The organism is Desulfovibrio gilichinskyi, assembly GCF_900177375.1.
Classification (GTDB): domain Bacteria; phylum Desulfobacterota; class Desulfovibrionia; order Desulfovibrionales; family Desulfovibrionaceae; genus Maridesulfovibrio; species Maridesulfovibrio gilichinskyi.
The window spans coordinates 353,703-365,721 of the sequence record NZ_FWZU01000001.1 but is presented as its reverse complement, the minus strand read 5'-3'; the positions used below and the strand labels follow the sequence as shown (position 1 = coordinate 365,721).

The window sequence follows — 12,019 nt, the reverse complement described above, 5'->3', positions numbered from 1 at the left end:
ATCCCCACACAGGCTAAACTATGACAATAATTAAAGCCAGTTAAGGTGAAAATATGATTATAAGTGTTGTAGGATTACCACTGGCACGCATAATGGTATCATCAATTTCAATTAAGGCCGTATCACCTCTTAAGGCAGACTAATTCCACAACATTATTGCGGATGATTCATATCAATGTTATCCTGATTAAGACTTAATATATCAACTGAGATCACCATAAAAATAATGAAAAATAAAATTCACAAAGCTGCCGAGTGCATTAAAAACGAAACTGACGGTGATACTGCTAATCTTTTAGAGCAGTCTAACCTCATTCAGTTATTTTTGAACAGTGCAGACCATACTGCAATTATCAAAGACACATCCTTCAGATACATCGCTGTCAACAAAGCTTTTTTAGAACAATCCGGAATATTAAATGAAGACAAAATTATTGGAAAAACTATTTACGAAGTGTTTGCAGATAGGTCCACCAAAGAAGAACTTGATGAGATTACTAAATACGACCGAATCGCCCTTGCGCTTCCAAAGGGAGACAATCTCGCGATTGAATTGAATCTGCCCAATAAAGATGGGGATGAACGCATTTACAGTTCAAAACGATTTGCAATTTATGACGAGCAGGACCAAGTAATCGGCATCGGCAGTCTGTCGATGAACATCACTGACAGAAAAATAACCGAGCAAGATCTCGCCAAAGTTCGTAAAGAACTCAAAGAGCATATAGTAATCCAAGAACAGACATTACATGATGCCAACGAAAACCTTCAGTTTATGAGCCACCTTTTTGAAAATACACTGGACGGGGTTATAATCACAGATGCGAAAGGAATAGCACAGCAGATCAACCCAGCTTTCACTGAAATAACAGGGTACACGCTGGACGATATCAAAGGGAAAAATCCACGAATATTAAAATCTGACAATCATAACAAGAAATTCTACAAAGAAATGTGGGAGTCTTTGACTAAAACAGGGAAATGGGACGGCGAACTGTGGAACCGTCGTAAAAACGGTGAAATATACCCTCAACGGCTCAGCATCACTGCAATTTATGACTCAAACAACAAGATTACTCACTATCTGGGTATTAACAACGATGTGAGCGAACTTAAGCGTAAAGATGATAAAATTAATTTTTATGCCTATCATGATGCTCTCACCAATCTGCCGAACCGCAGGTTATTTTCCGATAGGTTGCGCACAGAAATCAACCGATCACTAAAAAGAAGCGCTCAAATTGCTCTCCTTTATATCGATTTTGACGATTTTAAAAAAGTAAATGACTCACTGGGATATCATGTAGGAGATGAACTACTAAAAAAATTTGCTGCCGGAATAAAAGGAATTATTAAAGAGACAGACATTTTTGCGCGAATCGGTAGTGATGAATTTGCCATAGCGGTGGTTGATTTCGGAAACATCAATTCACTCATGGTTTTTGCGAAAAAAATTAGAAAGTTACTTCAAGATCCATTTAAAATTGATGGGCATGACATTTTCATAACAGTGAGCATAGGAATTTCAACCTATCCGGATGATTCTGAAACGGCTGAAACGCTGTTGCAGCATGCAGATACGGCCATGCACCAAATGAAAGGTGAAAACGGAGCAGGAAGCGAAGTAAGATTCTATACTTCTCAGATGCTGACACGCGCTCAAAATAAAATAGACATGGAGTCGGCTATCAGAAAAGGCTTGGCTTCCAATGAATTTATTCCTTTCTATCAGGCTAAAGTAGATTCCGAAACCGGAAAAGTTGTTGGAATGGAAGCTCTTGCCCGTTGGGTAAAATCAAACGGAGAGATCATTCCTCCTGGAGAATTTATTGAATTTGCCGAGATTCTTAATCTTATCGGCGACATCGATAATCAAATCCTCAATATTTCCATAAAAGATATGGCTGAATGGAAAAAAACAGGCCATAACGACCTAATTGTTTCCGTAAACGTTTCCTCTAAAGAACTTGAAGATCCTCTTTTTTCGAACAAAGTTATCGAGACATTAGGCAGATACGAGCTGAATAATAATCAGCTTGAAATCGAAATTACCGAGTCTTTGATTATGAAAAATGTTGAAGAAAAAATTAAACTTCTGGAAACATTAAGCGCAACGGGCATCAGAATCTCTATTGATGATTTCGGAACAGGTTATTCGTCACTCAGCTACCTGAAAAAGCTCCCGATCAACACTCTTAAAATTGACAGATCGTTTGTTAATGACATTTTATCAGATCCGAACGACATGGCAATTGTGTCCGCTATAATAAGTATGGCCGGTAAAATGGGACTTAATGTCATTGCAGAAGGCGTTGAACATGCCGAACAGATTGAGCTGCTCCGAGCTGAAGGATGCACTATAATTCAAGGTTTTTATTATTCTAAACCATTGCCGAAGGCAGAATTTCTTAAATTTTTAAATAAGCGCAATTAAGAGTCTATTGTTTTACGTGTGTAAAAACCCCACTCACCCCCCTACCAATAACTGAAAACCCTACCATTAAATACTACCTTATCAATTAAAAATACATATTTTCACCCGTTTACAGTTTTTATACTTCATACAATAATACTTACAACAGCTTAATAATTTTGCTTTTGTATTATTATTTAATGGAGGAGAATCGCAATGCCTGAATCTATCACCAAGATGACACAAGACATAGTACTTGAAGGCAACAGTCCAGCTAAAGAAGTAGCGAAGAAAATAGGGAAACCATACTCTACATTACTTAGAGAAATTAACCCGTTTGATAATAATGCTAAACTCGGGGCTAGAACATTGCTTGATATACTAAAAGTGACAAACGATGTTAAACTCCTTGAGCAAATTGCAAACAGCGTTGGCTATACAATCAAGCCACGCGGTGAACAGACAGCCTAATTTATAACAACCAAAATGAGCCTGACCAGTAAATACTGATCAGGCTCTTCTCATTCTGGACTTTTGATCATTTTAAGCCGATAATTTACGAATGAAAAAACTTCACAGCCAAATACTCGTCAACATTGCCACCCTGGGTCCAGTAGGCTTTTTACCGAAAGCCCCTGGGACATGGGGCTCAGCGGCGGCGGCAATTGCTGCTCCGTTCTTATTTTATCCATTTTCTTTTTCAATCAAAATTTTTATCTTAATTCTACTTTTTATATTTGGTGCAATGGCCTGCTCCGAAGCGGAAATTCAATTAGGAAAAAAAGATCCGGGCTGTGTCGTAATTGATGAAGTACTCGGACAATGGATAACATTCCTTCCTTTTGGATTAATGACAGGATGGCAGTTTATCGCCGGATTTATTTTTTTCAGATTATTCGACATTTTAAAACCTTGGCCTGTCAGACAATCTGAAAATTGGTTAAAAGATGGATGGGGTGTAATGATTGATGATCTTTTAGCCGGACTATACGCAGCGACGGCGCTGTGGCTTTTCAGAATGATTTAATTTTTAAATTTATGAAGATAAGTATTAAAACTCCATTCCGGCTCTTACAATCCCAATTTCCATTAAAATATACTAATAAAAAAACCCCTTCGCTTTCAGATGAAAGCGAAGGGGTTTTTAATAGAATTATTTAAAAAACTGTAATTAATAAGCTGTCTTAAACTGAACTCTGCGGTTCATTTCCCACGCAGTTTCATTTTGAGCAGGGTCAATTGGATTTTCTTCTCCAAAACTTACAATGCTAAGCCTTTCTGGAGCCACTCCAAGCAAGATCAAAAATTCATAAGCAGCACGGGCACGACGTTCACCCAGTGCAAGGTTATATTCTTCAGTACCGCGGTCATCACAGAATCCTTCAATAACGATTGTTACATTAGGATATTTTTTAAGAAGTTCAGCCTTTGTCTGTAAAAGCGGACGATACTCAGGTTTGATTTCGAATGAATCGAAATCAAAATGAATTATATTCCCCAATTCAGCAACACTGGCTTCAAATTCTTTATTTACTTCAGAAGATCTGCGCTCTTCTTCAAGAGCCTGTTCCTGAAGTTCTTTTTCTCTTTGCTGTCTAGCAAGTTCTTCCTGTCTCGCTCTTTCGCTTTCCTGCTGATTATTCATTCTTTCTTCAACCGCAGGAGAAGCGGTAGAAGATTCAACACGTTTTTTAGAACAACCGACACTAAAACTGGCGATCAACATGAACATCACACATAAAATTATAGCTCTAGCTTTCATTTGCCCTCCTGAAAAGGAATTTTAAAGGACAGGAGTATTGCCCACATAAAGTGGAAAACGCTCAATTATTTTAACTTACAATGTTACTACATTAAAGTGTTTTACAAAAAAATCAAGTTATCACGAAACAGAACTGTTAAAATCTATAACAAAATTATAATTATTTCATCAAATAAAAAGCTCAATATCTAAAAAACTAATCTTGAGCTTTGCCCCATGCAGGTGCTGTGGCACTTCCAGCTCCTGTAGGTACGGCCATAGCAGCATCTCCATGCCGAGTTGTTAAATAAATTTTGTACTCTCCGCTTCTGCTTGATGAAAAAGCAATAAAGTACCCATCAGGCCCAAATGCCGGGTCTTCGTCACTTCCGGGTCCGAAAGTTAATTGCCGCTCAACGCCTGAACTCATATCATGAACAAAAATTCTGTGCCCAGCGGGAGTTTGACGGGAAAACGCTACAAATCGACCATCAGGACTTATTGTCGGGTTTGTATTATATTTACCATCATACGTCACGCGATCAACCTGCCCTGTCGCCATATTAAGAATAAAGATATGAGGATTACCAAATCTTCCTGAAGTAAAAACCATCTTACTGGCTGTACGGTCAAAATCAGGAGAAACTTCAATCGCCCAGCTTTTACCTAATGCTTTTACCGGCTTAAACTTGCTGTCAATCAAGAAAATATCCGAAGCACCATTCATGGTTAAAGTTGCGGCAATATTTCCGTCCGGTAAAAAAGCAGGCCCGATAACAGTATTTCCCGGGAAAGCTTTTTGCTCAATTTTCCCTGTATGTTTATCCCATATACAAAGTAGATGCTGTTTCACGCCGAGCCGTGTGAAAACGAGCTTACTGCCATCAGGAGACCAGTTAGGACTGAGATTTAAACCGGCTGACGAACTTACCTGATGTAAATTCCTACCTTGCGGACTTATCGTAAAAATTTCTTTGTTTTTCCCGTTCTTTCTTACGAAAGCTATTGATGATTCAAAGAAACCGTCACGCCCGGCTAAAGTTTTCATCAAATAGGAGCAAAATCTGTCCGCAATTAACGGAAGCATATCAGCCGTAACTCTCGAATATTGTTTTCCTAAAATTGTACGGCCGTTATATGTTCCAATGACGCGTAGTTTCAGAATTTTCTCGCCATTGGCCTGAATTTCCCATCCAGTTGTTAAAACTAGGTCCACCTTTGAAAGGCGTAAAGGTTTCAGGTCAACATCTTCCGGAGTTACTCCGCGCGATGGATCTCCGCCCAAGATGCTGGAAATAGGAACAAAATTTAAAAAAGGAAGATATAAAAGGTCCTGCTTAATCTCTTTTTCAAAGACATTAGCTTCATCAGGTAACGGTAAATCCTTATTTTGTGACCCCTTATATTTACCGTCAGGTAATGTCTTAGGAGTTAACAAAATAATATTAATTTTACGCTGTCCGGGGCCGTAGATATCAACAGCAAGTGTATCTGAGGCTTTGGAACTGCCCGCAGCAAGTGTAAAAATCATAACTGCCGCAATAAGAACTACAACACATTGCAATAAAGAGTATTTTTTTTTGCTCATAATATAAAACCGAACCTACTGATCAAGGTCATGCAGGTTAAAGTTAACAATAATTGTTCGAATTGAACTTCCGGGAGGTTCAGGCAGAACCTCTGTATCTTTTAAAGCCGACAGCACAGAATCATCAAAATCAACATTTCCAGATGATTCAAGAAGTTTTAGCTCAGTAATTTCACCGGATGCTTTAACAGAAACTTGTACGCGAGCAGCCAAATTATCTTTTTGTCCGAATACAGGATAACGCCAATGCTTTTTAACTTCCTGCATTACAATAGCCCCGTACACTTGAACAAGCCCGGAAGTACCCGAACCTTCAGCAGATCCCTGTACAGCAGTTGACTTTGCCGTTCCGGTAAGGGAAGCGAGGTCTTTGGCAACGTCACTCTGCTTAGCTTTTTCTTTATTCTCCACCAAATTACCAATTGAGGCAAGGTCTGCAGCCAAAGCTTCTTCAGCTGTCATTTCAGGTTTAGCAGGCTTTTTAGGAGCCTCTTTCTTTTGAGGAGCTTTTTTAGACTCGGGCTTTTTAATCTCTGCCTTTTTAACCTCTGATTTCTCAGGTTCTTTTTTAGGAGGGTGAGTTGTCTTTACTTTTTTAGGGGAAATTTTCTCAACCTCAGGTTCAGGTTTGGGCGCAGGCTTTGGTATAGGTTTAGCAACAGGTTTAACTTCAGGAGCTTTCACCGGATTTTCAGGAGCCTTAGGTATCTTTTTAGGCGCAGCGTCTTCAGGAAGAGGAATCGCGTCAGGTTTTGCCATCGGCGGTGAAGGAGTGCTGGCCGGAACAGTTGTTGCTTCAGGAGCCTGTGGAGATGGAGCGAGCGAAACTAAATCAACTTGGTATACAGGCATATCAAGCGAAATTTTCACAGGTGAAGAAACCGACCATGTCATAGCCAGTATAATTAAGCCTGCGTGTAGCAATAATGAGATTAAGAGACCGATAATTCTCATCAGTAAATACACCCTGCAAAAGAGTTCCCGATCATCTTAGATATATGTGACAAACCTTCAGTACCCGTTTATTTTATACTTTTCTGCTCTACAGGTTCAGCCACAACTCCCATCCTATCGATGCCCGCGGCTTTAATCTCACCCATAACGCGGACAACATCACCGTAAGGAACGCTTTTATCCGCTCTTAAAAAAAGCATTTTATTCTGCTTTTTAACCAGTTTTTCAAGGTGTCCCTGCAATTCGTTAAATTCTACTTTATACTCATCAAGATATATCTCGCCCTTATCATTAATTGATAAAACAAGATGCTCATTATCCTGCGGGAGTGAGCGGACAGTTCTGGTTTGCGGCAAATCAACTTCAACGCCCTGAGTCATGAGCGGAGCTGTAACCATAAAAATGATCAAAAGAACCAGCATGACATCAACAAATGGAGTAACGTTTATTTCCGCCAGCATTCCACGATTGTTAGTGGACATTCCCATGATTTACACCTCTGCGGAAGAATAGTCATCGCTATCGCCGCCGTTCTTGGATGCAGATTCCACCCAGGAGACTTCACGCTCTATCCTGTTAAGGAACACCCCTGCGAAATTAACCATTTCTGTTTCAATTCCACCGAGAACGCCTAAGAAAAAGTTGTAGGCGATTGTAGCCGGTATCGCCACGGAAAGACCTATCGCAGTTGCGACAAGAGCTTCAGAAATACCGGGAGCAACAGCGGAAAGAGCCGCAGATTTAGCCGTTCCGATAGCATGGAAGGAATTCATAATCCCCCACACAGTTCCGAAAAGGCCGATAAACGGAGCACCGTTTGCGCAAGTAGCCAGAAAAGAAAGTGAAGATGAAAGTTTTTTCATTTCTGAACTTACTCTCTGCCTTAGAATTCTACGCAAAGTATCCTTAATCAACCTGCGCTTGTGGCTCGGGCTGACAGCTGATTTTTCAAGGACACGATATTCTTTAACCGCAGCGGAACCGATGCGGTTCAGCGGAGAAGTTTTTGTTCTATTGATTGCAGTCAAACCGGCAGATAATGAATCCGCCTCTTCCATAATCTGGTTCCCTTTAAGGACAAGAGATCTAGCCTTGCCGAGCGAAATAAGTTTCCAAAAAATAATTGTCCAGCTTCCGATAGACATGGCTGCAAGTAAACACAGCACACCTTTTACCACTATAGTGGCAGACTCGAGCATGGAGAAAATTCCGCCGTTAGATAAAAAATCCATATAGCACCGAACCTTTTTTTTAGCGTCACCGTTTAGTTTAAGGAATCCGCATTAAAAGAAAAAATACCTTTATTTAATAATATTTCGCACTAACTCAGGCAAAATATCTTCAACAGCACCTTTAATAGAAACATCACTCATAGAAGAATAAGCCGACGAGACCTTATTAATCTCTATTATTTTCCCACCGTTATTTTTAACTCGCGGCGGAATCAAACTGGCCGGAACAACTTCACCGGAAGTTCCGATAACAAGCACAAGGTCAGCTTGATCAACTAATTCAAACGCATCTGTGTAAGCTTGCGCTGGAATCTGCTCACCGAAAAAAACAATATCAGGACGCACAATTCCTGAGCAACGGGAACATCTGACCGGAAGTTTCTTATCATCAAATATAATTACATCTTCAATTTCATATTCATCAAAACACTCGGAGCAGAAAAAACGGCTGCAATTGCCATGAAATTCTATAACATTATCAGACCCTGCGCGTTGATGCAGTCCATCTATATTTTGTGTAATAACGCCCTGAATCATTCCTGCGGCTTCAAGCTCAGATAGGGCAAAGTGTGCAGAGTTAGGTTCACACTTGTGAACCATGCGAACCAGTTCCAAAAGGAACTTCCAAACCGTAACAGAATCAGATTTCAAAGCCTTTACAGATGCAACTTTTTCAGGATCATACTTAGACCAAACTCCGCCGGGACTGCGAAAATCAGGTATTCCGCTTGCAACTGAAAAGCCTGCTCCGGTCATGACTACAGCGCATCTGGCATCTCTAATCAGCTTAGCAGCCTTATCCAACGCATCTCTGTCATATTTATTTCGGTCAGACGCCATATCGTTATATTACTTATTGTAAAAAATTTCCTTAACTTAAGCGTTTCATTATCTTCTGTGCAAGCTGTCGCGAATTTTCCTCAGACTGCTCATATTCCTTAGGAGTCATACCTGCTCCAAGTGCTATCTTGCGGCGCATTTCCCTGCTGACCAAATCCCCCGGCGCGTGAGCATCATTATTTATTACAAGCTTTGCACCGAACTTGCGAGCAAGCGATACAACGTGGCCATTAGTCAGGCTGTGCCCTTTGCGTGTAGTAATTTCAAGATGAACACCATACTCTGCCGCAAGTTTCACTTCAACCTCAGTAATCAAACCGGGATGAGCAAGAACGTCGACCTTGGCTTCAATCGCTGAAAGATTAGTTCCTTCTGCAACAGGCTCAACAATTGTTTCACCATGCACAACAACAATCTGCGCACCGAGTTCTCGTGCCTGCACAACCATTTCACCGATTAATCCCGGAGGAACGTGAGTAAGTTCCACACCGCTGAAGATATCAATATCAAAAAAATGACCGTGCTTCTTGGCAAAACGGTGAACATTTTCAAGAATGATTTCAATATTACTGGAATCAGCATGGTCAGTCATTGCCATGGCGCGATACCCGGCAATCCGTGCTCTGCGAGCCAACTCGGCCGGAATCAATTCACCGTCACTGAATACGGTATGTGTATGAAAATCTATCATTTAATATACTCGTGTATTATCGGAAAAACTACATTTTATATTTAAAGTCATCTGGTGAAAGCTCTTCAAACTCATCACTTATACCGTCACCTTCACGAATTTTTGCTTCACCGTCTGTTGTTGCAGCAATATCGATTACTTTCTGCGCTGCCCGTACAGGACACTTTGCCCTTACCGCCAGCGCGACAGCGTCGGATGGGCGGGAATCAATTGCTTTGACATCACCATTGCAATCAATAATGACTTCCGCATAAAAAGTGCCATTCTCAACATCTACTATATCAACAGAAAGGACCTTGCCACCAAGTGCTGTAATTGTATCCAAAAGCAAATCATGAGTCATAGGTCTGGGGAAAGCCACTTCATCAAGCACAAGAGAAATAGCCATAGCTTCAATTGCACCTATCCAGATAGGTAGAACGATTTCCAGTTCTTCATTCTTAAGAACCAGCACCGGAGCGTCGGAGTCATTATCAACCGCCAATCCGTAAATCTTCATTTCTACCATGGATCCCCCACTTTAGAACCGACAAGAGAGTGATTTTTAGATTGCGTAATCTTGACTTTAATCAGCTTGCCCCCAAGCTGAAGAGTTTCATCACTTCCTTCAAAAAAGATATTCACAACTCGTCCGCCGGAATCTTTTCCGCGCCATGAAACTCCGCCTGCTTCTTGTCTTTTGCTTGGTCTTTCCAGCAAAACGACCATATCTTTTCCTGTCAACTCTTCTAGACATTCTCTAGTAATCTGCTTTTGTCTTTCCTGCAAGTGAGTAAGTCTTTTTTGAGCAACTTCTTCAGAAACTTTAGGATTCATCTTAACAGCGGCTACGCCTGGACGGTCGGAATACTTGAAAGAAAAGCTGCTTTCGTACCGAACACGCTCCATAATATCCATTGTCTGCTCAAAGTCTTCATCCGTTTCACCGGGGAAACCGACAATGATATCAGTTGTCAAAACAATATCAGGACATGCTTCTTTCAGCCTTTCAACGATCCCTAAATAGCGGGCGCGATCATATTTACGGCCCATTTTCTTTAATATGTTATCGGAACCGGACTGTACAGGCAGGTGCAATTGCGGGCATAGGTTCGGCAGCTCTCCAAAAGCCTTAACCACTTCAGGGGCAATATCTTTAGGATGAGAAGTAGTAAATCTGATCCGTTCCATTCCTTCAATTTCAGAAATCTTATATAACAGCTGTGAAAAGCTTAAGTCACTGCCGTTTTTATCCAGTCCAAAACTGTTTACATTCTGCCCCAGCAAGGTAATTTCGCGGATTCCAGCTTTAACTAAAGCACGGCACTCATCAATAATTGCCGATGACAAACGCGATTTCTGACGCCCCCTAGTGTAAGGGACAATGCAATAAGCACAAAAATTATCACAGCCCTGCATAATGTTGACAAAAGCCTGTCCGGGAATTGTACCTATTCCGGGAGGCAGAAGTTCTTCATTCGGATCTGCAAGTCCGCCTTCACGCTCAGGATATTGCGCTAAGAAATCGTTTACAACCAGCCTTTTTTCATGATCAACAGCCAATTCCTCCAAGTATTGAGGAGCCTTGGCAATGCCGTCACTTCCAAAAACCAGTCTAACATAGGGAAACTTTTCTAAAAAACCTTCACCTATCTGCTGAGCAACACATCCGCCAACTGCTACAAAATCACCGGGAGATGTGCATAAATGCCCAAGCCGCCTTAGAATATTGTATACTTTCTGTTCAGGTTTATCCCTGACAGAGCAAGTATTCACAATAAATATATTTGCTTCCGATTCATCCACAGCCTTCCAACCTCGACTTTCCATAGCGCGGATAAGCCAATCGGAATCGTGAACGTTCATCTGACAACCGAATGTTAATACGTTAAACTTCATGAGCCGGACATACTCTATATGCTGATGAGGGTAAACATGTTAAAAATTCAAACAAAACAAATAGATAGATAAATTATTAAAAACAAGATGAATACTAAATCCTATCACATTAAAAAAAATCAATCTTTACAAATAGATAAAGCCGGAAAGGTTTAAAAAAACAATCCCGGCTTAACCTCAAAATTTTCTAAAAAAAGTTAAGAAGGATTACGCCCGTATACTTCTTTGGCAATTTTCCACTGCTTTCCCTGAAGTTCGAATTCGAAAGTCGGAGTAAATTTGCCGCGTTCACTGGTGTCGCCGTAATCCCATAAAACTCTGGCTGTACATTTTTTACCGGAGGATTCAAAAGAAGTAATTTTAAATAATCTAAGCTTGAATGCTTTCTCAATCCAATATGAAGAGCAACGTGGTAGAGATTCGCTAAACTGATTAAGAGACATATCTTCTTTATAATCACATGGAAAAGACATTATGGTAGCGTCTTTGGTATAAAGGGCTTTAATTGCAGAAAAATCTCTAAGATTATATGCGTCTTTGTATGCAAAAAGCACATCTTTAATTTTGTCCCGTACAGATTCATTCTGGTCTGCGGCAAAGGCTGAAGCAGCTACGGACACTATCAATAACACAGAAATAAATAGAAATGAAAGTTTCTTCACGTGATCACCTGTAGCTAATG

General features: G+C 40.5%; 13 protein-coding genes. 3 read left to right on the top strand and 10 right to left on the bottom strand.

Annotation, left to right across the window (positions count from 1 at the left end; all coding sequences use genetic code 11):
* Window positions 1–226: 226 nt before the first annotated feature.
* The 3 genes from B9N78_RS01730 (at window position 227) to B9N78_RS01720 (ending at window position 3,440) form a co-directional block, all read left to right on the top strand.
* Complete coding sequence (locus B9N78_RS01730; RefSeq protein WP_085097426.1) at window positions 227–2,434, top strand: sensor domain-containing protein; 2,208 nt, start codon at window positions 227–229, stop codon at window positions 2,432–2,434.
* Between the two features lie 195 nt (window positions 2,435–2,629).
* Window positions 2,630–2,884 (top strand): phage regulatory CII family protein, encoded by a 255-nt coding sequence (locus B9N78_RS01725; RefSeq protein ID WP_085097423.1) that lies wholly within the window; start codon window positions 2,630–2,632, stop codon window positions 2,882–2,884.
* A 91-nt stretch (window positions 2,885–2,975) separates the two neighbouring features.
* A complete protein-coding gene (locus B9N78_RS01720) occupies window positions 2,976–3,440 on the top strand; it encodes a phosphatidylglycerophosphatase A family protein (RefSeq protein ID WP_085097420.1) in 465 nt (154 codons plus the stop codon).
* A gap of 144 nt (window positions 3,441–3,584) precedes the next feature.
* Here the strand turns inward: B9N78_RS01720 and pal are convergent, their stop codons facing one another.
* The 10 genes from pal to B9N78_RS01670 form a co-directional block, all read right to left on the bottom strand.
* Window positions 3,585–4,175 (bottom strand): peptidoglycan-associated lipoprotein Pal, encoded by a 591-nt coding sequence (gene pal, locus B9N78_RS01715; protein ID WP_085097417.1) that lies wholly within the window; start codon window positions 4,173–4,175, stop codon window positions 3,585–3,587.
* A 196-nt stretch (window positions 4,176–4,371) separates the two neighbouring features.
* Window positions 4,372–5,742: a PD40 domain-containing protein gene (locus B9N78_RS01710; RefSeq protein WP_085097414.1), complete on the bottom strand. Its 1,371-nt coding sequence runs from the start codon at window positions 5,740–5,742 to the stop codon at window positions 4,372–4,374.
* 15 nt (window positions 5,743–5,757) lie between these two features.
* Entirely contained in the window at window positions 5,758–6,696 is a 939-nt protein-coding gene (locus tag B9N78_RS01705) for a TonB family protein (protein WP_085097411.1), read from the bottom strand.
* Between the two features lie 68 nt (window positions 6,697–6,764).
* The gene (gene tolR / locus B9N78_RS01700) at window positions 6,765–7,184 is read right to left on the bottom strand and encodes a protein TolR (RefSeq protein WP_085097409.1); all 420 of its coding nucleotides are present in this window, start codon (window positions 7,182–7,184) and stop codon (window positions 6,765–6,767) included.
* Window positions 7,185–7,187: 3 nt separating this feature from the next.
* Window positions 7,188–7,928, bottom strand: a complete 741-nt coding sequence (locus B9N78_RS01695) for a MotA/TolQ/ExbB proton channel family protein (RefSeq protein ID WP_085097406.1) — start codon at window positions 7,926–7,928, stop codon at window positions 7,188–7,190.
* Between the two features lie 69 nt (window positions 7,929–7,997).
* A complete protein-coding gene (locus tag B9N78_RS01690) occupies window positions 7,998–8,768 on the bottom strand; it encodes an SIR2 family NAD-dependent protein deacylase (protein ID WP_085097403.1) in 771 nt (256 codons plus the stop codon).
* A gap of 31 nt (window positions 8,769–8,799) precedes the next feature.
* Window positions 8,800–9,459: a histidinol phosphate phosphatase domain-containing protein gene (locus B9N78_RS01685; protein WP_085097400.1), complete on the bottom strand. Its 660-nt coding sequence runs from the start codon at window positions 9,457–9,459 to the stop codon at window positions 8,800–8,802.
* Window positions 9,460–9,487: 28 nt separating this feature from the next.
* On the bottom strand, window positions 9,488–9,967 hold the full coding sequence (locus B9N78_RS01680; protein WP_085097397.1) for a bifunctional nuclease family protein: 480 nt from the start codon (window positions 9,965–9,967) through the stop codon (window positions 9,488–9,490).
* On the bottom strand, window positions 9,961–11,337 hold the full coding sequence (gene miaB, locus B9N78_RS01675) for a tRNA (N6-isopentenyl adenosine(37)-C2)-methylthiotransferase MiaB (protein WP_085097395.1): 1,377 nt from the start codon (window positions 11,335–11,337) through the stop codon (window positions 9,961–9,963). The genes B9N78_RS01680 and miaB overlap by 7 nt, the downstream gene beginning before the upstream one ends.
* A gap of 197 nt (window positions 11,338–11,534) precedes the next feature.
* The gene (locus B9N78_RS01670; protein ID WP_085097392.1) at window positions 11,535–11,999 is read right to left on the bottom strand and encodes a Cif family virulence factor; all 465 of its coding nucleotides are present in this window, start codon (window positions 11,997–11,999) and stop codon (window positions 11,535–11,537) included.
* Window positions 12,000–12,019 lie beyond the last annotated feature (20 nt).

Bases quoted from the DNA above. Each gene is read 5' to 3' on its own strand.
- pal (WP_085097417.1), bottom strand. From the start codon at position 4,175: ATGAAAGCTAGAGCTATAATTTTATGTGTGATGTTCATGTTGATCGCC.
- B9N78_RS01720 (WP_085097420.1), top strand. From the start codon at position 2,976: ATGAAAAAACTTCACAGCCAAATACTCGTCAACATTGCCACCCTGGGT.
- B9N78_RS01705 (WP_085097411.1), bottom strand. From the start codon at position 6,696: ATGAGAATTATCGGTCTCTTAATCTCATTATTGCTACACGCAGGCTTA.
- B9N78_RS01695 (WP_085097406.1), bottom strand. From the start codon at position 7,928: ATGGATTTTTTATCTAACGGCGGAATTTTCTCCATGCTCGAGTCTGCC.
- B9N78_RS01710 (WP_085097414.1), bottom strand. From the start codon at position 5,742: ATGAGCAAAAAAAAATACTCTTTATTGCAATGTGTTGTAGTTCTTATT.
- B9N78_RS01690 (WP_085097403.1), bottom strand. From the start codon at position 8,768: ATGGCGTCTGACCGAAATAAATATGACAGAGATGCGTTGGATAAGGCT.
- miaB (WP_085097395.1), bottom strand. From the start codon at position 11,337: ATGAAGTTTAACGTATTAACATTCGGTTGTCAGATGAACGTTCACGAT.
- B9N78_RS01725 (WP_085097423.1), top strand. From the start codon at position 2,630: ATGCCTGAATCTATCACCAAGATGACACAAGACATAGTACTTGAAGGC.
- tolR (WP_085097409.1), bottom strand. From the start codon at position 7,184: ATGGGAATGTCCACTAACAATCGTGGAATGCTGGCGGAAATAAACGTT.
- B9N78_RS01730 (WP_085097426.1), top strand. From the start codon at position 227: ATGAAAAATAAAATTCACAAAGCTGCCGAGTGCATTAAAAACGAAACT.
- B9N78_RS01680 (WP_085097397.1), bottom strand. From the start codon at position 9,967: ATGGTAGAAATGAAGATTTACGGATTGGCGGTTGATAATGACTCCGAC.
- B9N78_RS01685 (WP_085097400.1), bottom strand. From the start codon at position 9,459: ATGATAGATTTTCATACACATACCGTATTCAGTGACGGTGAATTGATT.